Raw genomic sequence first — 19,803 nt, forward strand, 5'->3', positions numbered from 1 at the left:
TCGCAAAGGCGATTGAAGATGACGACCCTTCAAGCTCCCTTGGACGAGCCCCAGACCGGGGAGGGCCGGCGCAAGGCCAGCGCCCTGACCGGCGGCCTGTCCGCGGCCATCCTGACCCGCGCGGCCAAGGACGCCTTCGTCAAGCTGGACCCGCGCAAGCTGACCGGCAATCCGGTGATCTTCGCCACCTGGATCGTGGCCCTGCTGTCGACGGTCTCGGCCGTCGCGGCGCTGGCGAACCACCAGGCGGCTGGCTTCGCGATCCAGGTCGCGGCTTGGCTCTGGGCCACGGTGCTGTTCGCCAACCTGGCCGAGAGCGTCGCCGAAGGGCGGGGCAAGGCCGCCGCCGACAGCCTGCGCGCCACCCGCGTCACCACCAACGCCAAGCTGATCATCGACGACAAGACCGGCACGATCATCCCGACCGCCGCCCACAAGCTGGTCCCCGGCGAGGTGATCCTGGTCGAGGCTGGCGATGTGATCCCCACTGACGGCGAGATCATCGAGGGCATGGCCAGCGTCAACGAGGCGGCCATCACCGGCGAGAGCGCCCCGGTCATCCGCGAGAGCGGCGGCGACCGCTCGGCCGTCACCGGCGGCACCACCGTCGTGTCGGACTGGATCAAGGTACGGGTCACCGCCTCGCCGGGCGGCACGTTCCTGGACCGCATGATCGCCATGGTCGAGGGCGCGGACCGTCGCAAGACGCCCAACGAGATCGCCCTGGCCGTGCTGCTGGCCGGCCTGACCCTGATCTTCCTGATCGCCGTCGTCACCCTGCTGGGCCTGGGCCGGTTCTCGGGCGTGGCCCTGGATCCGCTGGTGCTGGGGGCGCTGTTCATCACCCTCATTCCCACCACGATCGGCGGGCTGCTGTCGGCGGTCGGCATCGCGGGCATGGACCGGCTGATGAAGCACAACGTCCTGGCCACGTCGGGCCGGGCAGTGGAGGCGGCCGGCGACGTCGACACCCTGCTGCTGGACAAGACCGGCACCATCACCTTCGGCAATCGCATGGCCACCGAGGTGATCGCCGCGCCGGGCGTGCGTCCCGACGCCGCCCTGCGCGCCGCCGTCAGCGCCTCCCTGGCCGACGAGACGCCGGAAGGCCGCTCGATCGTCGAGCTGGGCCGCAACCAAGGGATCGTCATCGAAGCGCCGGCCGGCGCGATCTCGATCGCCTTCAGCGCCACCACCCGCCAGTCGGGTCTCGATGCTAATGGAATGTCCTGGCGCAAGGGGGCGGTCGACGCCGTCTATCGGTCGCTGGCCCTGGATCCCAAGCAGGTCCCGGCCGAGGTCAGCGCCGCCGTCGACCGCATCGCCCGTTCCGGCGGCACGCCCCTGGCGGTCAGCGAGAACGGCGTCCTGGTCGGGGTCATCCACCTCAAGGACGTGGTCAAGCCCAACGTCAAGGAACGCTTCGCCGACCTGCGTCGCATGGGCCTACGCACGGTGATGATCACCGGCGACAACCCGGTGACCGCTGCCGCCATCGCCTCGGAGGCGGGGGTCGACGACTTCCTGGCCGAGGCCACGCCCGAGGACAAGCTGCGGCTGATCCGCGAGGAGCAGGGCAGGGGCAGGCTGGTGGCCATGTGCGGCGACGGGGCCAACGACGCGCCCGCCCTGGCCCAGGCCGACGTCGGGGTGGCCATGCAGACAGGCGCCCAGGCCGCGCGGGAGGCCGGCAATATGGTCGACCTCGACAGCGACCCGACCAAGGTCATCGAGATCGTCGAGGTGGGCAAACAGATGCTGATCACCCGCGGCGCCTTGACGACCTTCTCGATCGCCAACGACGTGGCCAAGTATTTCGCCATCATCCCGGCGATGTTCGTGGTGGCCCTGCCGGCCCTGGGCGCGCTGAACGTCATGCGCCTGCACAGCCCGCAGAGCGCCATCCTGTCGGCGGTGATCTTCAACGCGCTGGTGATCGTCGCACTGATCCCGCTGGCGCTGAAAGGCGTGAAATACCGGGCGATCGGGGCCGGAAAGCTGCTGTCGCGCAACCTGACGGTCTACGGCCTGGGTGGCCTGGTCGCCCCGTTCGTCGGCATCAAGCTGATCGACCTGATCGTATCCGGCCTCGGCTTGGCCTAAGCTGCAATTCTCGGAGACTCAAAAGTCATGCTCTCCCAACTTCGACCCGCCATCGTCTCCATGAGCCTGTTCACGGTCCTGCTGGGCCTGGCCTATCCGCTGGCCGTCACCGGGCTCGCCCAGACCGCGTTCCCGACCCAGGCCAACGGCAGCCTGGTGCGCGATACGCGCGGCGCGGTCGTCGGCTCGGCCCTGATCGGCCAGGCGTTCGCCCAGCCCGGCTACCTGCACCCGCGCCCGTCGGCGTCCGGCGCCAACGGCTATGACGCCTCGGCGTCCAGCGGCTCGAACATGGGCCCGCTGAACGATGCCCTGGCCAAGCGGGTCAAGGCCGACGCTGACGCCCTGCGCGCCGAGAACCCGGGCGCGACCATCCCCGCCGACGCGGTGACGAGTTCGGGCTCGGGCCTGGACCCGGACATCTCGCCGGACTACGCCCGCTTCCAGGCGCCGCGCGTCGCCAGGGCGCGGGGGGCGCCGCTCGCCGCCGTCCAGGCGGTGATCGACGGCCAGGTCCAGGGCCGGCTGTTCGGCTTTGTCGGCCAGCCGCGGGTCAACGTTCTGGCGGTCAACCGGGCGCTGGACACACGCTTCGCCGCCCAGCGCAAGAAAGGCGGCTAGTGCCGGCTGACGATCCGAAAAGACCTGATCCCGAGGCGCTCCTGGCCGCCGCCGTCAAGGCGGGCCGGGGGCGCCTGAAGGTTTTCCTGGGCATGGCCCCCGGCGTGGGCAAGACCTACGAGATGCTGCGCGCCGCTCGCCGCCGCAAGGCCGACGGCCAGGACGTGCTGATCGGCCTGGTCGAGACCCATGGCCGGCGCGAGACCGAAAGCCTGCTGCGCGGCATGGACGTGCTGCCGCGCAAGCCGATCGACCATCGCGGCCACGTGATGATGGAGTTCGATCTCGACACGGCCCTGGCCGGCCGGCCGGCTCTGCTGCTGGTTGACGAATACGCTCATTCCAACGCCCCAGGCTCGCGCCACCCCAAGCGCTGGCAGGACGTCGAGGAGTTGCTGGCGGCCGGCATCGATGTCTGGACCACCCTGAACGTCCAGCACCTGGAAAGTCTGGTCGATGTCGTCCAGCGCATCACCGGCGTGCGCCAGCGCGAGACCGTGCCCGACAGCGCCCTGTCGCGGGCCGACGCCATCGAACTGATCGACATCACCCCGGAGGAGCTGCGCGAACGGCTGACCGAGGGCAAGGTCTATGTGCCCGAGACCGCGCGCCTGGCCTCCGAGAACTTTTTCAAGGTCGAAAACCTGACGGCCCTGCGCGAGCTGGCCCTGCGCCGCGCGGCTCAGACGGTGGACGACCAGCTGGTCGCCGCCATGCGCGAGAAGGGGGTCGAGGGTCCCTGGGCGGCCGGCGAGCGGATCCTGGTGCTGGTCGGCGGCGACGCCATGGCCTCGGGCCTGGTGCGAGCCGGCCGGCGGTTGTCGGACATGATGATGGACGCGCCCTGGACGGTCACCCACGTCGACCGCCTGGACCAGCCGGCCAGGGGCCCGGCGGCGGCGGCCCGGCTGCGCGACGCCTTGAAGCTGGCCGAGCAGCTGGGCGGCTCGACCGTGGTGCTCAGCGGGGCCGACATCGTCGCCACGGTGATGGCCTACGCCCGCCGCAACAACGTCACCCAGATCGTCATCGGCAAGTCGGCCGACAGCCGCTGGCGCGAGCTGCTGGGACGGTCGCTGGCGGCGGCCCTGCTGCGCGAGGCGCGCGGGGCGGCGATCCACGTCGTCACCGAGGCCACCCACGAGGCGGTCGTCGAGGTCCCGGCCCGCCGACCAAGGGTGGACTGGACGGCCTACCTGCTGGCCGCCGGCTGCGTCGCCGCCGCGACGGTCGTGGCCTGGGGCCTGGACGTGGCCTTCGACCGCGTGGACCTGGGGATGATCTTCCTGGCCGCGGTGCTGGCGGCCGGGGTGCTGCGCGGGCTGCGGCCGGCCCTGGCGGCGGCGACCGTGGCGTTCCTGGTCTACAACTACATGTTTCTGGAGCCGCGCCATTCGTTCGCGATCGGCACGCCGACCGACTTCCTGACCCTGGTGGTCTTCTGGGCCGTGGCCCTGGCCGCCGGCGGGCTGGCGGGGCGGGTGCGGGACCAGGGCCGGGACGCCCAGCGGCGGGCCTCGGCCGTCTCGGCCCTGCTGGCCGCCAGCCGGACCTTCTCGGCGGCCGCCGGGCGCGAGGCGGCGGCCAAGGCCCTGGCCGAGCAGACGGCGGCGGCGGTCGGGGCCAAGGCCGTGGTGTTGCTGCCGGCCAACGGCGAACTTCAGCCCGCCGCCGGCGCGCCGACGCTGGAGGAGCTGGACGCCGCGCCGATGGCCGCCGCTCGGTGGGCGTGGGAGAGGGGCGAGGCGGCGGGGTTCGGCACCGGCACCCTGCCACAGACCCGCTGGACCTTCTGGCCCCTGGAGGGCGTGCGCTCGCGGGCCGGGGTGGCCGGCGTCGAGGCCGGGGCCATGGTCGCCGGCTCCGAGGACGAACGACTGCTGCTGGCCTTGCTGGAGCAGGGGGCCGTCGCCCTGGAGCGCGCCGAACTGGCGACCGAGGCCGTCGAGACCGAGACCCTGCGTCGCGCCGACCGCTTCCGCTCGGCCCTGCTGAACTCGATCAGCCACGATCTGCGCACGCCGCTGTCCACGGTGCTCGGAGCCTCCAGCACCCTGATCGACTATGGCAAGGGCATGACGGCGGCGGTGCGCGACGACCTGCTGCTCAGCATCCGCGAGGAGGCCGAGCGGCTGAACCGCTATGTCGGCAACCTGCTGGACATGACCCGGCTGGAGGGCGGGGCGCTGCGGCTGCGCACCGACTGGACCGACGTGCGCGACGTGCTGGGCGCGGCGGCCGAGCGGGTCTCGCGACGGCTGGAGACCCGAATCCTGGCCCGCGATTTTCCCGTCGAGCTAAGCCTGGTGCGCGCCGATTCCAGCCTGCTGGAACAGGCCGTGGTCAACATCCTTGAGAACGCCATCGCCTACAGCCAGGACGGCGCCCGGATCGAGATGGCCGCCTACGAGGACCGCTCCAACGTGGTGATCAGCATCGAGGACGAGGGCCGGGGCATTCCGACAGCGGAGCTGGAGCAGGTGTTCGAGAAGTTCCGCCGCATGGAGGAGCCCACCGACCGCCACCAGGGCGCGGGCCTGGGCCTGTCGATCTCCAAGGGCTTCGTCGACGCCATGGGCGGCCGGATCGCCGCCGCCAGCCCGATCCACGATGGCAAGGGAACTCGGATCCTGATCAGCCTGCCCAAGGCGATCGCGACTCCGCATCATCTGCTATGACCAAGCCATGAGCGCCGCCAAGACCACGGGAATGCGCCAACGCATCCTGATCATCGACGACGAACCGCAGATCCATCGATTCCTCGGTCCGGCCCTGGACGCCGCCGGCTACGAGCCGCTGCGGGCCGACAGCGGCCAGGAGGGGCTGCGCGGCATCGCCCTGTGGTCGCCGGACGCCGTGGTGCTGGACCTGGGCCTGCCCGACATGGACGGCAAGGCGGTGCTGGAGAAGGCCCGCGCCTTCTACGAGGGCCCGATCGTCATCCTGTCGGCCCGCGATCGGGAAGCCGAGAAGATCCAGGCCCTGGACCTGGGCGCCAACGACTATGTGGAAAAGCCGTTCGGAGTCGGGGAGTTGCTGGCGCGTCTTCGCGTGGCGCTTCGCCAGCGCGGCCAGGCCCAGGGCCCTCTGGCGCCGATCCGGGCGGGAGCGGTCGAGATCGACCTGGAAAAGCACCTGGTGATCCGCGACGGCGCCGTGGTGAAGGTCTCGCCGCGCGAATACGAGGTCCTGGCCCGCCTGGCCCAGGCTCGGGGCAAGGTGCTAACTCACAAGGACCTGCTCACCGCGGTCTGGGGCCCGGCCCACGCCCAGGACACCCAGTACCTGCGCGTGTTCGTCGGCCAGCTGCGCCAGAAGCTGGAGGCCGACCCATCGACCCCGACGATGATCCTGACAGAACCGGGGATCGGCTACCGCTTCATCGGCGACTGAATATCGCACGAATTCTGCTGCCGATAGCTACATGACTTCAAGTGGTTACGACGTCATTCGGAAACGTTCTGGTTCGCCAGGGCGGCGACGCCGTCCGTCGTGATGACCCAGCCGCCGCCGTTGCGCTCCGCCAGGCCCAGGTCGGTCAACACACGCGCATCGGCGATATTGATCCAGTCGACGGCCTCGCCGGCCTTCTTGCGGGCGAGGTTCTTCAAGGCCACGAGCTGTCCCGGGGAAAGCGTCATTCTATTGGCCGCCCGACAGGGGATCGGGCGAGGCTGCGGCGCGGCGGCCGCTCATCCGCTCCAATTCCTGCTGCAGGCGCAGGAGCTGGCCGCCCAGGCTGGTGACGTCGTCCTGCAGCTGGGCGTTGCGGCGCTTGAGATAGTCGTTTTCGCGGCGCAGGACCTGGGCTTCCTCGTCGGTCATTGGTCGGTCTCCACGGCGGCGGTCGCCGGCGTCGCGCGGATCACGGCCCGCAGCAGGGCGCCGCGACGGGCGGAGAGTTCGGGCGACTTCAGTTCCAGCCGGGCGCCCTCGACGATCCGTCCCTGGTGACGGCTCCCCAGGAACAGCGTTTCGGCGCGGATTTCCTGCGCCGTGATCTGGTGAATGCCGACCAGGTCGAGCAGGGCGGTCCAGCGCGTGGCCTGACGCGCGTCCGGTCGGTCGGACATGAGGTCCTTTCAGGCCGGCGATCCCGCGTGGCGCGGGACGATTACCGGCTCAGCCATCATAGCGCGATCCCGCTCCAATAGCTTCGACGCTTTTCCATTTCGCGAATGCCCAGCCGCCGCCCCCCTCTTTCCCCCTCATTTGCACTAGTTAACAATTGAGGCGGGCCAAACCGCGTCTCGTCCGTTCTACTCTCGCGCGTCGCGGGATTCGCGCTTGGGGAGTCCGCCATGGCGACGCTTGAACCCAGTGGTTATGGCTGTCCTGCGTCGATGGTCGACGGCCGCGCCCCCGTCCGTATCTGCTCGCACCTTGTTTCGCAGCGACTTGTCGATGACAAATCTTGAGATTCGAGTAGCCGCGCTTCAGTTCCTCAGCCTGCGGCTCTGCGCGGCGCTGTCGCTCGAGCAGCTTGAGGAAATCCGGCGGTCGACCCTGGACGGGGCGAGGGCGACGGACCTCGAGTCGATCCAGATGCAGACCGAGTTCCTGAAACTGCTGGACGACGCGATCGAACGCGCTCGCCAGAAGGAGGTCGCTGGCGGCGCGATCAAGAGTTCGATCCACCTGGCCTGACGCCTGTAGGGGTTTTCTCGCGCCGACCTAGGGTTTGACCTGATGGCGTTGGAGCGGTTACGGCCTCACTCTGCTGCCGCTCGCTCGCCAAGCGTCACCCCCGATTTCCCTTGGCAAGCCACCGCGCGCTCAACCCCCAAGAGCGAGCCGTGGTCGCGAGCCGAGAGCCGGCCCTCATGTCCCGACGCATGTCTCGGGCCGGCTCTCCTCCCACCCGATTAGGCCTCGATCAGCTTGTTGCGGATGGCGTACCGCACGATGTCGGCCAGCGAATGGGCGCCGAGCTTTCGCATGATGTTGCCGCGATGGCTCTCGACCGTCTTGACGCTGATGTCGAGCATCGAGGCGATGACCTTGTTGCTTCGGGACTCGGCCAAAAGCTGGACGATCAGCAGTTCCCGCGTGGTCAAGGTTTCCGCCCCTTCGATCACGTCGCCAAGCCCGTGGACACCGGGCGAAAGGTAGCCGCGCAGCACGGCGTCGGTGATGCCTGGACAGAAATAGGGTTTGTGGTTCAGCAGCGAGACTACCGCGGCGATGATGTGGTCGGTTGGGGCCGACTTCAGCACGAAGCCGCGCGCGCCGGCGCTGAACACCTCGCGCAGCAACTGTTCGCTGTCGTGCATGGTGAAGATCAGCAGCTCGGTATGGGTCTTCAGCTTGCGCACGTCGCGGGCCACGATCACGCCGCTCAGGTCCGGCATGCTGATGTCTAGGATCATGACATCTGGCACCAGTTCCCTGGCCAGGCGGATCGCGTCGCGGCCGTTGGACGCCTCGCCGCAGATGGTCCAGCCCGGCTGAGATTCCAGCGCCTCGCGCAGTCCTGCCCGCACGATCGAATGATCGTCGGCCAGCAGGATGGTTGGGGCGCTAGGCAAGGGCATGTTCGATTCTCGCTCCGGGCGGGCGGCATGATTGTCTGTTTTGGGCTGAAGCGCTTGCTGAATTTTCCGCGCGAGGTTGAGGGCGCCTCGACGAAGAACTTATAGTTGTTCATTCCGACACCTGCACGCCATACGACCAGATCATGGCGCGACGACGACCCGGGAGATCCTTTTCGACTCAGCGCCTTGCGCCGGATTCGCGCCAAGCTTCGCTGAATTTCGCGATGGTCGCCCACAGCCAGGGTTTCACCTGATTGAGGCGAGCACGCGCCCGGCGGAAAGTCCGAACGCCGCCTGCGCCTGACCTTCGGAGTTCCCATAATGGACATCAGCCCGACCGCGAAACTTCTTGAGACCTCCGCTCGCTGGAGCGGATCGGAGACCGCGCTCTCGAACGAGGCCCGCAGCTTCGTATCTCAGTCGGACGGTTCGGCCTTGCTCGACGAGAACGATTTCAGGCAGGAGGTCGTGGCCAATATCCCGGTTCTTCGTTCCTTCGCGCGCGGCCTTTGCGGCGATGCGACGATGGGAGACGACCTGGCGCAGGACACCCTGCTCAAGGCTTGGCGGCACCGAGCGCAGTTCACGCCGGGCACCAACCTCAAGGGCTGGCTCATGAAGATCGCCCGCAACCACTTCTATTCACAACGCCGGCGCCGGTGGCGCGAGACGCCCCTGGATCCGGCCGCCAGCGCGCAAATCCCCGGTGTCGGCGGCGCCCAGATCCAGTCGCTGATCCTCAACGACCTGCGCAACGCCCTCAACGCCTTGAGCGACGAACAACGCGAGGCGATGATCCTGGTCGGGGCGGGCGGGTTTTCCCATCGGCAGGCCGCCGAGATGTGCGACGTGCCCGAGGGGACGATGAAGAGCCGGGTCTGCCGCGCGCGCGCCAAGCTGGTCTCGCTTCTGGATCATGGCGAGGTGGAGCACGACGCCGAACCCGCCTCGCGGGCGGCGCACCTGATCCTGGCCGAATTGTCGAACCGGTCGGAGGCGCGCGCCGGCTGAGCGGCGGCTGGCGGATCACGACGCATCGCCCTAAGACCAGCCTCGACGAGCGAGGCGCCGATGACTGCGATCCATTCCTATGATCCCAAGGCGGGCCATGGCCTGCGGCACGATCCGCTGAACGCCATCGTCGCGCCCCGGCCGATCGGCTGGATCTCGACGGTCAGCGCCGCGGGCGTGCGCAACCTCGCGCCCTACAGCTTCTTCAACGCCTTCAACTACAAGCCGCCGATCATCGGCTTTTCCAGCACGGGCTGGAAGGACTCCGTGCGCAATATCGAGGAGACCGGCCAGTTCGTCTGGAACCTGGCGACGCGGCCCCTGGCCCAGGCGGTGAACGCCACCTCGGCGATGGTTCCCGAGCATGTCGACGAGTTCGCCCTGGCCGGCCTGACGGCGGCGCCCTCCCAGCGGGTCGCCGCGCCGCGCGTGGCCGAAAGCCCCGTGGCCTTCGAATGCCGCCTGACCCAGATCGTCAGGTTCAACGACGCCGAGGGCACGCCGGTGGACGCCTGGCTGACCCTGGGCGAGGTGGTGATGGTCCATATCGACCAGGCGCTGCTGGTTGACGGCGTCTACGACACCGTGGCCGCCCAGCCGATCCTGAGGGGCGGCGGGGCGGGCGACTATTTCGGGATCGACGAGGCGGGGAAGTTCCAGATGTTCCGGCCAGGCTGACCGGCGCCTAGCGCGAGCGTCCCCGGGCCGACACCGGCCACAGCGCCACCAGGGTGTCGCCGTCCACCACGTGGTAGGTGTCGTAGAGGTTCACGGTCGGGTCGCAGTGCGGCGCGCCCAGGATCACCCGCTCGCCCAGGCTCGGCGGCGTCGTGCCGGATGGCGGCAGGACGGCGCCGTGCTCGTCACCCATGAAGAAGTAGCGCGACCCGTCAGGCGCGCCGCCCAGCACCGTGGGCGGCTCGGCGTCGGTCGACAGCGCCTTGAAGCCGGCGTCGACCGTGACCATGCCCGGCGTGTTGGCGCTCACGACCCGGGCGTCGATCAGCAGGGCCGCCTCGTAGGGGCTTTGATCCGCCCCGTCGCCGGCGATGTCGCAGACCAGGTACTGGCCGTCCATGAACACGTAGGAGCCGACCTGGAACTCGGTGAAGATCCCCAGCTCGGCGTCGATCCGGTGCGAGCCGGTGCCCGAGCCCGAGACGATCGGCGGCGCGCCGCCAGCCGCCGTCAGGGCGTCGATCACCGAGCGGATATAGGCGCCGCGGTCCTCCAGATTGGCCTTGCGGTCGGCGAAGCCCTCGATGTGCTGCTGCATGCCGCAATAGCACTGCAGGCCGGCATAGATCAGGCTCGGCTGGGCCTTTATCGCCTGCATCAGGGCGACCGCCGCCTCGGGCGAGGCCACGCCGGTGCGATGGATGCCCGGATCCAGGTCGATGATCACCTGCAGCGCCTTGCCCGCGGCGTCGGCGGCCGCGCCCAGGGCGGCGACATTGGCCGGATGGTCGACGACCGTCATCAGGTCGGTGGTCCTGCCGTTCAGGGCGACCAGTCGGGCGATGGCCGGCGCCGAGACCACGGGCGAGGTGACCAGCAGACCGGTCGTCACGCCGCCGTCGGCCAGGACCTCAGCCTCGCCGATCTTGGCGCAGCACAGGCCTACGGCCCCCGCGGCGATCTGCAGCTTGGCGATGTCGACGCTCTTGTGGGTCTTGGCGTGAGGCCGCAGCTTGACGTCCTTTTCGGCCGCGAACGCCGCCATCCGGGCGATGTTGCGTTCCAGGGCCGGGCGGTCGATCACCAGCACCGGGGTGTTGAGGTCGCGGCGCGAGCCTTGGGCGCCGATCAGGCCGGCATGCAGGTCTTGGTCGGTCATGGCGGTTCCCGTCAGAGGCCGAAAAGCTGGGTCAGGTGGGTGTTGGCGAACTTGCCGGCCGGGTCCCAGGTCTTGCAGGCGGCGACGAAATCGCCGGCGCGCGGATAGAGCCGGTGGACGTCGGCCGTGGTCAGGGTGTGGCGCTTGGCCCAGTGCGGACGGCCCGCGCCGTCGCGCAGCACCGCCTCCATCTCGGCGAAGGCCGGTCGCCAGGGCATCCTGGCGTACTGGTGGAACGAGATCGAGGCGCCGGGACCCGCGTTGAACGGGCTCATCCAGATGTCGTCGCCGGCCGCCAGGCGGAACTCGAACGGGAAGGTGATCGGCAGGCGGCGCTTGCGGATATGGGCCATGGCCGCCCTCAGGGTCGGCAAGCCGGCCGCGCGCGGCAGCTCGTACTCCATCTCCTCGAAGCGGATGTTCCGCTCCGACGGGAAGATCGCGTAGGCCGGGCCGACGCGCCGGCTGGCCTTGCCCATCATTCGCATCATCAGCCGCTGCAGCGAGGGCGTCAGGATCGGAACGGCGGCGCAGATGTCGCAGATGGTCTTGAACGTCGCCTCGCTGTCCTCGCCGATCTCCTTGGCTGGCGGGGCGGTCGCCTCGACCTCGACGGGGTGCAGGGTCTTGAAGATCACCTCGTCCGAATAGGGGAAGACGAAGAACTCCATGTGGCGTGTGGCGGCGGCCAACTCGTCCAGCCGTTCGGCGACCTCGGCCAGGGGGCGGCGCTCGACCCGTTCCTCCAGGTGATAGGCGGGAACGACGTGGATCCGGATCTCGACGGCGACGCCCAGCAGCCCCAGCGACAGGCGCTGGGCCTGGTAGAGCTCGGGGTTCTGGTCAGGACCGCATTCGACGATCGCGCCGTCGGCGGTCATCAGCCGAAAGCCGCAGGCCTGGGTCGACAGGCTGCCCAGCTCCGCGCCGGTGCCGTGGGTGCCGGTCGAGATGGCGCCGGCCAGGGACTGCGGGTTGATGTCGCCCTGGTTTATCAGCGACAGGCCCTGGTCCCACAAAGCCGCCGTCAGCGCCTTGAGGCTCCAGCCGGCCGGGGCCCAGACGGTCTTGCGGTCGGGCGCGACCTCGATCGCGCCTTCGTAGTCCGACAGGCTCAGCAGCAGGTCGTCAGTCTGGCACAGCGGCATGAAAGAGTGGCCGGCCCCGACCACGCGCACCTTGCCGGCCTGGCCGATCATCGACGCCAGCTCGCCGGCGTCGCGCGGCCGGGCGACCAGGCGAGGGGAGGCCGTGACGCTGCCCGACCAGTTGCTCCACCCCGTCATCCGCATCTCTCCGTCTGCGACGTCGGTATGATAGTAAAAACTACTGTTCTTGCAAGGCGTCGTTCCATGGAACCAGCGACGGGTCGCCAAAGGTGTCGAAATACCGCTCGAACAGCAGGCAGACCTCGCGGCTGAGGGCCAGGGCGTCCTGGTCCGGCTCCTCCACCGCCATCTCGGTCGCCGAATAGGTCAGCTCGACCATCATCCGCATGGCCAGGCGAACCCGGCCGTCCGGCGCGGCCGGGTAGCGCATCTTGAGGATCTCGGCGAACTGGCCGGCCACCATGTCGCGCGAGGCGAAGCGCAACTGCTGCAGCATTGGGACGGCGCGCAGGGCCCGGCCGATCGCCGCCCCGCCGGGGAACCGGCGGGTCATCTCGATCATCTCGGTCAGCATGGCGACGTTCTTGTCGATGCGCTGGGCCGCCGTGTCGCCTTCCAGCCCGCCGCTCTCGATCCAGGCGAAGACCATCTCGTCCTGGGCCTTCATCAGCCGGTCGCCAAGCTCCTTGAGGATCGCGTACTTGTTGGGGAAATAGCGGTAGAGGGCCGGCGGGGTCAGGCCGGCGCGCTTGCAGATGGCGTTGGTGGTCAGCTGTTCGAAGCCGATCTCACCCAGCATCTCGCCGGCCGTGGCCAGCACGACCTCGTAGGTGTCCTGGCCGCGAGCCTGGGTCGGCTGCAGCTTGGCGTCCAGCGCGATGTCGGGGCTGGCGGACTTCCGGGCCGTCGCCTTCGGCATGCGGTCTCTCCTTCAAGTCCGTTCCGAACTAGAGCGCTTCGAGGGAAAAACCAATCACTTCGACGTCTTAGCGCGACCTTGTCAGGTGCAGGAAGGCCGCGATCATCAGAGTGACCAGGGCCAGGCCGACGCCCAGCCAGACCGCGGGCCGCACGTCGGCGCCGGTGACGACGAATGAGGCCAGCAGTGGTCCTGCGCCGCAGCCCAGCAGGCTGGCGCCCGGCCCCAGCAAGGCCGCCCGGCGGCTGGGATCGGCCTCGATCGCCAGCGGCGTCAGATAGGGCGAGGCGAACAGCCAGACGAAGCCGAACACGCCGGCCGCGACCAGGAACACCGCCGCTGACGGCAGGCTGGCCATTACGAACAGGGCGCCGATCGCCAGGGCCACGGCGACGGCCAGCGACCAGAACCACGACAGCCGTCCGGCCAGGGCCGTGGCCGCCGCGCCGCCCGCGACCTGGGCGGCCAAAGACACGGCGAAGGCGGCGCTGGCGACCTCGGCCGGGTGTCCGGCCTGCCGCGACAAGGGTTCGGCATAGATCCAGACGGCCAGGATGAAGGCCTGGAAGCAGAAGACGGCGGCCAGGGCGATCCAGCCCCGCGCGCTGGGCAGGCCCTTGGGGTTGTCTTCGGTCTCGACCAACAGGGCATAGGCGCCGGGGATGGCCAAGCCGGCCAGGGCGGCCGAGACGGTGAGGGCGGCCAGCACCACAAAGCCACCGTCCGGACCGAACCGCCCGACGACAAAGGCGCCGATCGCACTGACCACGCCCAGTTGCAACAGGGTCTGGATGGTCAGGTAGAGACCGGCCCAACGCTCTGGACGCGGCGAACGGACGATCATGCCGGTGATCAGCCAGATCATCACGCCGGCCGGAAGCCCCGCGGCGGCGCGCACCAGGATCAACGGGTCGCCCGAAACGCGGGTGGTGGCCAGATCCAGGGCCGCCAGGGCCAGGCTGCAACTCACGGCCGCCAGTCGCAGCCGGCGCTCGCCGAACAGCGGACCGAGAACCGCCGCTCCGATGCCCATGGCCACCAGCTCGGCCATGCCGGCCAAGCCCAGCTGGTTGGCGGTGAGGCGGCCAGCGCCCTCCAGCCCGCCCAACAGCAGCGGCCCGACCCCGGGAAACAGCACCCCGACCAAGCCGATCCAGAACACCGTCAGGCGCTGGATCAAGTTGGGCGGCGCGCCGATCCAGGCGCCCGCGACGGGCGGCGGCGAGACCGCGGCCGGCATCTCGGCCGCGCTCAATACCTGGCCCGGAGATAGAGGCCGTAGGTGCGCGGCGGCCCCATGCTGAACACGTCGAATCCGAACGCGGCGATCGGGGTGATGTCGGAGATGTTGGTGGTGTCGGCCAGGTTCTTGCCCCACACGCCCAGTTCGTAGCGCCCGTCGGCGAAGGCCCAGCCCACTTGTCCGTTGACATAGGCCCGGGCCTTGTCGCTGAGCCGCTCGGTATTGGCGGTGTCGTAATAGACCTTGCCGCGATAGGTGAAGTCCAGCTGGCTGATCAGCTTGCCGGCGCCCACCGGGTGCTCGTAACGCGCCGCGCCGTTCAGGCTGGTCTTCGGCGCCGAGGGCAGGGTGTTGCCCGAATAGTCCTCGCCCAGCGACTGGAAGTCCTTGTACTCGGCGCTCAGCAGCGAGGCGCCCAAGGTCAGGGACAGGCCGGCCATCGGCCGCGCCTCGATCTCGGCCTCGCCGCCATAGACCCGGGCCTTGGAGGCATTGGTGAACAGCTGCACCGGCAGGCCGTTGCGCTGGATCACCGTATAGACCTGCAGGTCCTTGTAATCATAGTAGAAGGCCGAGACATTGACCCGCAGGCGGCGGTCCAGGAACTCGCTCTTGGCGCCCACCTCGTAGGCATTGACGGTCTCGTCCCGATAAGGGCCCAGGTCGTCCGGATCCGTCGTCTGGCCGCTGAAGAAGCCGCCGCTCTTGGTCCCGCGATTGTAGGTGGCGTAGACGTTGGCGTCGTCGTTGATCGCGTAGCGCAGGCCCACCCGGCCCGAGATCGAGCTGAAGGTCTTCTGGTTGTCGTATTCGAACAGGGTCAGCAGGCCGTAATCGACGTCGCTAACATAGTGGAAGGTCTTCTTGTCCTGTGACCAGCGCAGGCCGCCGGTCAGGGTGAGCTTGGGGGTCAGGTCATAGTCCACCTGGCCGAAGGCGGCGTAGCTGGTGGTTTTCTGGTGCAGCGGCCAGCCGAACACGCCGACGCTGTTGGCCGGATCCATGCCCGTGGGGTTGTTGACCGGATCGGGGACGCGCAGCGCCTCCAGCACGTTGTAGTGGCTGTCATTGTCCAGGTTGTCGCGGGCGCCATAGAGGCCGGCGACCCAGCGCAGGGCCGTGGCGCCGTTCGACTGCAGGCGGAACTCCTGGCTGGTGGTGTCCTGCTGGGCGATGTAGCGGGCGTCGAAGATCGAGATCGGGTTGGCGTCGGTCTCTTCGTAGTCGTCCCTCTTGGCCCGCTGGTAGCCGGTGATCGAGTACAGCGTCACCCCGCCGAAGTCGTAGCTGATGGCGCTGGTCGCCCCGAACAGCTTGACGATGTCCTTGCCCTCGAAGCGGTAGTCGCCCTGGTACTTGTTGGTGCTGGTGTTGGCGTAGCCGGCGACGTTCGTGCACTGGCCCGAGGTGTAGTAGGCCGGCTTGCAGAAGATGTAGCCGAAGGTCGGGTCAGGATCAGCCGTGCTGGCCGCCTCGGCCGTCTGAGCCACCAGCGAGCGGTTATAGGTCAGGATCGAGCCGCCGCTGGACTTGCTGTAGCTGGCCGAGACGTCGACGGTCAGCTTGTCGTCGGGTGTCCAGCGCAGGGCCCCGCGCACGGCCTTGCGGTCGGCGTCGTTGCCCTTGTTCCCGGTCAGGCGGTTGAGAGTGTAGCCGTCGCTCTTGTCGTAGAGGCCGGCGATGCGGAAGGCCAGGGTGTCGGCGATCGGGCCGCCGAAGCCGCCCTGGACGTTGAGCGAATTGAACCGGCCGTAGTCGACGGCCAGGTCGCCTTCAGGCGTGGCGCTGGGCTTCTTGGTGGTGACGTTGATCGCCCCGCCGGTGGTGTTGCGGCCATAGAGCGTGCCCTGCGGTCCGCGCAGCACCTCGACCTGCTGTAGGTCGTAGAAGCCTGACATCTGGGCCAGGGGGGAGGCGACATAGACCCCGTCGACATAGACCCCGACCGCGCTGGCCGTGCTGGGGTTGAAGTCGTTGACCCCGATGCCGCGGATGAAGATGCGTGGGTTGGCGGCATTGTCGTCGGTTTTGATCTGCAGGCCCGGCGACAGGCCCGACAGGGCCAGGACGTCGCCCACCCGTTGGTCCTTGAGCTGGTCGGCGGTCAGGGCGGTGACCGAGACTGGCACGTCCTGGAGGTTTTCCGCGCGCTTCTGGGCGGTGACGACGATCTCGTCGAGCGCGGTCGCCTCTTGGGCGCCGGCCTGGCCCGCCGCTGTCATCATCGCCGCGCCGGCGACCCCCGCGAGCACCTGGAGCTTTCGCATTCCATACCCCCGTCACTGCTTTTGCCAGGAGATAGTAGTTATAACTATCATTATGGCAAGCAGCGTTCATGGAGCGCTGTTCAGCCAGCCAGGCCAACGTGACCCACGCCAAGCCGGCGCGGTCGGCCGCACCTCCAGGGCGTCCAAAAAGAAAATCCCCGCCGGAGGGGCCGGCGGGGAGTTGCAGGGGAGGGGGACGTCTTTAGAACCGGTACGAAACGCCGACCATGTAGGTGGTGCCGTACTTCTGGTAGTCGATGGTCTGGCGAGGATCGCCGCTCTGGTAGGTCTTGAACGGCTCATCGGTGATGTTGTTGGCCTGCAGCAGGATCGACAGGCCGTTGAGCGGACCTTGCCGGAACTCGTAGCCGATCTGGGCGTCAAGCACGGACTCGGTGTCGACGGTCCGGTAGATCCGCGCGGCGCTGAGGCCGGCGACCTCGCCCAGGAACTTGCTGCGGTAGCGGTTGCTGATCCGGGCGTTGAAGCCGTTGTTCTCGTAATAGAACGTGGTGTTGATCACCGTCTTCGACAGGCCGGGCATGTCGATGGGCGCGGTGTTGTCGTCCAGCTTGACCGAACTGTCGGTGTACGAGCCGCTGATGATCAGGCCGAAGTTGCGCAGCGGCTCGAAGAAGATGTCGCCCTGGATCGAGGCCGACAGTTCGATGCCGCGGATATAGCCGCCCTTGCCGTTCTGCGGCGCCTTGGCCAGGCCCTGGGGGGTGCCTAGCTGCGATTGCTGGGTCGGCGTCAGCAGCGACAGGAACGGCGAGAAGTCCTCGATCGTCGAGGCGCCGGAGTTCACGAAGTTCGACAGTTTCTTGTAGTAGGCGGCGGCCGAGACATAGGCTGAACGACCGAAGTACTTTTCCAGCGACACGTCGACGCCGTCGGCGATGTAGGGCCGCAGCTGGGGATTGCCGCCTTCGGTGCTGAAGTACGAGGTGTTCGGATCGGTCGAGGTCAGGTTCGACAGGTTCTGGTTGAACGACTGGCTGGCGCGCAGTTCGTCCATCCGGGCCCGGGCCAGGGTGCGGGCCGCGCCGAACCGCAGGAAGGTCTCGTTGCTCAGGTCGAACGTCAGGTTCAGGCTGGGCAGGACATAGGTGTATTTGTCGCCGCCGTCGTTGCTGGTCGGATGGGCGGTGTCGGCCGGATTGACCCGCGTGCCGGTCGAGGACTGGTCGGTATGGACCACCTGCAGGCCGGCGTTGCCGGTGACCGGGATGGAACCGACCGTGCTGTCGATGTCGAACTTGGCGTAGGCGACCTGTACGTCTTCCTTGACCGCCCAGTTGCGGGTCTGGACCGCCGGGCTCTGGTCGGCGACCAGGGTGTAGACGCCGTTGTCGAGCAGGTAGGTCGGGTCATAGGCCAGCATGGCCTTGATGCCGATCAGGTTAAGGCTGACCGTGCCGACCAGCGCTTCCTTGGGAATCGGGCGGCTCAGCGGCGCGCCCTGGGCGATCGTGCCGCCGAAGGTCAGGAAGCTTTCGTGGACTTCCTTGGACTTCTCGCGACGGCTGGCGTTGTAGCCGAACTCGACCTTGTTGATCGGACCCCACGCCAAGTCGCGCTTGGCGGTCAGGCGGACGGCGTTCAGCTCGTCCTTGATCGCCGGGGTGTTGTAGAAGCCCGCCTGGGTCACGGCCCCGCCCGTGGCGGCCCCGCCGTTGGCGCCGGCGCCCCAGCCCTGGGGATCGGTCAGCACGAACAGGGTCGAGTTGGTGTAGTCCAGGCTCGAGCCGAAGGTGGTGCCCGCGCCGGGCGTGGTGTTGAAGGTCAGGGTGTCGGTGGCGCCGACCCCTGACGGCCCCGTCCCCGAATAGGATTCGAAGATCACGTCGCGACGCTTGGCGTCCGAATGGCTGAGGTCGGCGGCGAGGGTCCAGCCGTTGTCGGTGTCGTAGGCGATGTTCCAGCCGGCCGACTTCAGAGTGGTGTGGCGGGTGTTGAGGTCGTTGCGCATGACCCCCTTCACGCCGGTGTAGGTTCCGTTGGTGATCAGGCCGTCCTGGGCCGTGTAGCCCGGCTGCAGGCTGGCCGAGCTCCAGAACAGCGGCAGCTCGATGCCGCGCAGGATCTGCTTTTCGCGGAACTTCGAATAGTAGAGGTCCAGCGAGGTGTGGAACTTGTCGGTGGGGCTGTATTCCAGCACCCCGATCACGCCGGTGCGCTTGAGGTTGTTGGACTGCACGTACGGCTTGGCGCCGCCGATGACCAGATCGCCGGACGCCGTGGTGGGATAGCCCCACGCGTTGAAGCGGCGGCTCTGGGTCGGGCTCGAGATGTCCGAGACCGCCACGGCGACGCCCAGGGTGTCGTTCAGGAACTGGTCGACGAAGGTGGCGCTGAGCCGGTGACCGGTGTCCTTGGCGTCCGGGTTCAGCTTGTCTTCGCTGTTCATCTCGTAGCGGGCGTTGGCCGACAGCACCGTCTTGCCGTACTTCAGCGGGCGGATGGTCTGCAGGTCGGCGGTGCCGGCCAGGCCCTGGCCGATCAGGGCCGCGTCGGGGGTCTTGTAGACCAGCACGCCGCTGAGGATTTCCGACGGATACTGGTCGAACTCGACGCCGCGGTTGTCGCCGGTCGAGACCTGCTCGCGGCCGTTCAGCAACACGGTGTTGTAGTCGGGGCCCAGGCCGCGGATCGAGATTGACTGGGCGCGGCCGTCCAGGCGCTGGGCGGTCAGGCCGGGCAGGCGGGCCAGGGACTCGGCGATCGAGGTGTCGGGCAGCTTGCCGATGTCCTCGGCCGACACGGCCTCGACGATCGAGCTGGAGGACTTCTTCAGCGCGATGGCGTTCTCGATGCCCGCGCGGATGCCGGTGACGGTGATTTCCTCGACGGCATCGGGGGTCGGCGCGGCGGTGTCCTGAGCGTGGGCGGCGCCGGCGGTCGCCAGTAGCAGGGCCAGGCCGGTGGCGGCTCCGCTCATCAATCGCGTTCGGCGCGGCATGGAATTGGTCGTCATCAGAGGCTCCCTCCCAATCGGTTCCCGCGGTTTCGCCGCGGTGATCCAGCTTCGTTGTGCAAATTACTGCAAACAAATGCCTTCATTGCAACCGGAAAAATGAGCCGGACGTCGCGCTCGGTGCCCGCAAGGGGACGGGTGGCGGAAGATGGTTCGCGGATTTCCTGTTTATTCGGCGCCTT

The 19,803-nt window shown here is 68.3% G+C and carries 17 protein-coding genes; 7 read left to right on the forward strand and 10 right to left on the reverse strand.

What is annotated here, in order from left to right; genetic code table 11:
• Positions 1 to 18 precede the first annotated feature (18 nt).
• Genes kdpB through G3M57_RS13145 form a run of 4 tightly spaced genes read left to right on the forward strand, consistent with a single transcriptional unit; the run spans position 19 to position 6,117 of the window.
• Positions 19 to 2,103: a potassium-transporting ATPase subunit KdpB gene (gene kdpB / locus G3M57_RS13130; RefSeq protein ID WP_163231008.1), complete on the forward strand. Its 2,085-nt coding sequence runs from the start codon at positions 19 to 21 to the stop codon at positions 2,101 to 2,103.
• Positions 2,104 to 2,130: 27 nt separating this feature from the next.
• The gene (gene kdpC, locus G3M57_RS13135) at positions 2,131 to 2,724 is read left to right on the forward strand and encodes a potassium-transporting ATPase subunit KdpC (protein WP_163231010.1); all 594 of its coding nucleotides are present in this window, start codon (positions 2,131 to 2,133) and stop codon (positions 2,722 to 2,724) included.
• On the forward strand, positions 2,724 to 5,402 hold the full coding sequence (locus G3M57_RS13140; RefSeq protein WP_163231012.1) for a sensor histidine kinase: 2,679 nt from the start codon (positions 2,724 to 2,726) through the stop codon (positions 5,400 to 5,402). The genes kdpC and G3M57_RS13140 overlap by 1 nt, the downstream gene beginning before the upstream one ends.
• Before the next feature lie 7 nt (positions 5,403 to 5,409).
• Positions 5,410 to 6,117, forward strand: a complete 708-nt coding sequence (locus G3M57_RS13145; RefSeq protein WP_056750712.1) for a response regulator — start codon at positions 5,410 to 5,412, stop codon at positions 6,115 to 6,117.
• Between the two features lie 53 nt (positions 6,118 to 6,170).
• Here the strand turns inward: G3M57_RS13145 and G3M57_RS13150 are convergent, their stop codons facing one another.
• From G3M57_RS13150 to G3M57_RS13160, 3 genes are read right to left on the reverse strand one after another with little or no spacing between them, the layout of a single operon-like run.
• Positions 6,171 to 6,365: a hypothetical protein gene (locus G3M57_RS13150; RefSeq protein ID WP_163231014.1), complete on the reverse strand. Its 195-nt coding sequence runs from the start codon at positions 6,363 to 6,365 to the stop codon at positions 6,171 to 6,173.
• Between the two features lies 1 nt (position 6,366).
• Entirely contained in the window at positions 6,367 to 6,549 is a 183-nt protein-coding gene (locus G3M57_RS13155; protein WP_056750707.1) for a hypothetical protein, read from the reverse strand.
• Positions 6,546 to 6,797, reverse strand: a complete 252-nt coding sequence (locus tag G3M57_RS13160; RefSeq protein ID WP_056750704.1) for a hypothetical protein — start codon at positions 6,795 to 6,797, stop codon at positions 6,546 to 6,548. The genes G3M57_RS13155 and G3M57_RS13160 overlap by 4 nt, the downstream gene beginning before the upstream one ends.
• Positions 6,798 to 7,128: 331 nt before the next feature.
• Here G3M57_RS13160 and G3M57_RS13165 point away from each other — a divergent pair, with 331 nt between their 5' ends.
• Positions 7,129 to 7,371, forward strand: a complete 243-nt coding sequence (locus tag G3M57_RS13165) for a hypothetical protein (protein ID WP_156402064.1) — start codon at positions 7,129 to 7,131, stop codon at positions 7,369 to 7,371.
• A gap of 218 nt (positions 7,372 to 7,589) precedes the next feature.
• On the opposite strand, the gene G3M57_RS13170 is transcribed toward G3M57_RS13165, so the two are convergent.
• Positions 7,590 to 8,258: a response regulator gene (locus G3M57_RS13170; protein ID WP_056750697.1), complete on the reverse strand. Its 669-nt coding sequence runs from the start codon at positions 8,256 to 8,258 to the stop codon at positions 7,590 to 7,592.
• A 321-nt stretch (positions 8,259 to 8,579) separates the two neighbouring features.
• Here G3M57_RS13170 and G3M57_RS13175 point away from each other — a divergent pair, with 321 nt between their 5' ends.
• Entirely contained in the window at positions 8,580 to 9,269 is a 690-nt protein-coding gene (locus G3M57_RS13175; protein WP_056750693.1) for a sigma-70 family RNA polymerase sigma factor, read from the forward strand.
• Between the two features lie 60 nt (positions 9,270 to 9,329).
• Positions 9,330 to 9,947, forward strand: a complete 618-nt coding sequence (locus tag G3M57_RS13180) for a flavin reductase family protein (RefSeq protein WP_163231016.1) — start codon at positions 9,330 to 9,332, stop codon at positions 9,945 to 9,947.
• A gap of 7 nt (positions 9,948 to 9,954) precedes the next feature.
• Here G3M57_RS13180 and G3M57_RS13185 read toward each other — a convergent pair whose 3' ends face one another.
• The 6 genes from G3M57_RS13185 to G3M57_RS13210 all read right to left on the reverse strand — a co-directional run bounded on the left by G3M57_RS13185 (position 9,955) and on the right by G3M57_RS13210 (position 19,621).
• Positions 9,955 to 11,106, reverse strand: a complete 1,152-nt coding sequence (locus G3M57_RS13185; protein WP_163231018.1) for a DSD1 family PLP-dependent enzyme — start codon at positions 11,104 to 11,106, stop codon at positions 9,955 to 9,957.
• 11 nt (positions 11,107 to 11,117) lie between these two features.
• Positions 11,118 to 12,392 (reverse strand): D-arabinono-1,4-lactone oxidase, encoded by a 1,275-nt coding sequence (locus G3M57_RS13190; RefSeq protein ID WP_163231020.1) that lies wholly within the window; start codon positions 12,390 to 12,392, stop codon positions 11,118 to 11,120.
• Between the two features lie 40 nt (positions 12,393 to 12,432).
• Positions 12,433 to 13,134 carry a TetR/AcrR family transcriptional regulator gene (locus G3M57_RS13195; protein ID WP_163231022.1) on the reverse strand — a complete coding sequence of 234 codons (702 nt, stop codon included), beginning with the start codon at positions 13,132 to 13,134 and terminating at the stop codon, positions 12,433 to 12,435.
• A 67-nt stretch (positions 13,135 to 13,201) separates the two neighbouring features.
• The gene (locus G3M57_RS13200) at positions 13,202 to 14,374 is read right to left on the reverse strand and encodes an MFS transporter (protein ID WP_230983709.1); all 1,173 of its coding nucleotides are present in this window, start codon (positions 14,372 to 14,374) and stop codon (positions 13,202 to 13,204) included.
• Between the two features lie 11 nt (positions 14,375 to 14,385).
• Positions 14,386 to 16,644 (reverse strand): TonB-dependent receptor, encoded by a 2,259-nt coding sequence (locus G3M57_RS13205; RefSeq protein ID WP_163231026.1) that lies wholly within the window; start codon positions 16,642 to 16,644, stop codon positions 14,386 to 14,388.
• 202 nt (positions 16,645 to 16,846) lie between these two features.
• A complete protein-coding gene (locus G3M57_RS13210; RefSeq protein WP_163231028.1) occupies positions 16,847 to 19,621 on the reverse strand; it encodes a TonB-dependent receptor in 2,775 nt (924 codons plus the stop codon).
• Between the last annotated feature and the right edge of the window lie 182 nt (positions 19,622 to 19,803).

The sequence above is a fragment of the Caulobacter rhizosphaerae genome, from assembly GCF_010977555.1.
Taxonomy (GTDB): domain Bacteria; phylum Pseudomonadota; class Alphaproteobacteria; order Caulobacterales; family Caulobacteraceae; genus Caulobacter; species Caulobacter rhizosphaerae.

What these genes read in the sequence shown, in the direction of transcription:
- kdpB (WP_163231008.1), top strand. Translation starts at nt 19, where the DNA reads ATGACGACCCTTCAAGCTCCCTTGGACGAGCCCCAGACCGGGGAGGGC.
- kdpC (WP_163231010.1), top strand. Translation starts at nt 2,131, where the DNA reads ATGCTCTCCCAACTTCGACCCGCCATCGTCTCCATGAGCCTGTTCACG.
- G3M57_RS13145 (WP_056750712.1), top strand. Translation starts at nt 5,410, where the DNA reads ATGAGCGCCGCCAAGACCACGGGAATGCGCCAACGCATCCTGATCATC.
- G3M57_RS13150 (WP_163231014.1), bottom strand. Translation starts at nt 6,365, where the DNA reads ATGACGCTTTCCCCGGGACAGCTCGTGGCCTTGAAGAACCTCGCCCGC.
- G3M57_RS13155 (WP_056750707.1), bottom strand. Translation starts at nt 6,549, where the DNA reads ATGACCGACGAGGAAGCCCAGGTCCTGCGCCGCGAAAACGACTATCTC.
- G3M57_RS13160 (WP_056750704.1), bottom strand. Translation starts at nt 6,797, where the DNA reads ATGTCCGACCGACCGGACGCGCGTCAGGCCACGCGCTGGACCGCCCTG.
- G3M57_RS13165 (WP_156402064.1), top strand. Translation starts at nt 7,129, where the DNA reads ATGACAAATCTTGAGATTCGAGTAGCCGCGCTTCAGTTCCTCAGCCTG.
- G3M57_RS13170 (WP_056750697.1), bottom strand. Translation starts at nt 8,258, where the DNA reads ATGCCCTTGCCTAGCGCCCCAACCATCCTGCTGGCCGACGATCATTCG.
- G3M57_RS13175 (WP_056750693.1), top strand. Translation starts at nt 8,580, where the DNA reads ATGGACATCAGCCCGACCGCGAAACTTCTTGAGACCTCCGCTCGCTGG.
- G3M57_RS13180 (WP_163231016.1), top strand. Translation starts at nt 9,330, where the DNA reads ATGACTGCGATCCATTCCTATGATCCCAAGGCGGGCCATGGCCTGCGG.
- G3M57_RS13185 (WP_163231018.1), bottom strand. Translation starts at nt 11,106, where the DNA reads ATGACCGACCAAGACCTGCATGCCGGCCTGATCGGCGCCCAAGGCTCG.
- G3M57_RS13190 (WP_163231020.1), bottom strand. Translation starts at nt 12,392, where the DNA reads ATGACGGGGTGGAGCAACTGGTCGGGCAGCGTCACGGCCTCCCCTCGC.
- G3M57_RS13195 (WP_163231022.1), bottom strand. Translation starts at nt 13,134, where the DNA reads ATGCCGAAGGCGACGGCCCGGAAGTCCGCCAGCCCCGACATCGCGCTG.
- G3M57_RS13200 (WP_230983709.1), bottom strand. Translation starts at nt 14,374, where the DNA reads ATGCCGGCCGCGGTCTCGCCGCCGCCCGTCGCGGGCGCCTGGATCGGC.
- G3M57_RS13205 (WP_163231026.1), bottom strand. Translation starts at nt 16,644, where the DNA reads ATGCGAAAGCTCCAGGTGCTCGCGGGGGTCGCCGGCGCGGCGATGATG.
- G3M57_RS13210 (WP_163231028.1), bottom strand. Translation starts at nt 19,621, where the DNA reads ATGACGACCAATTCCATGCCGCGCCGAACGCGATTGATGAGCGGAGCC.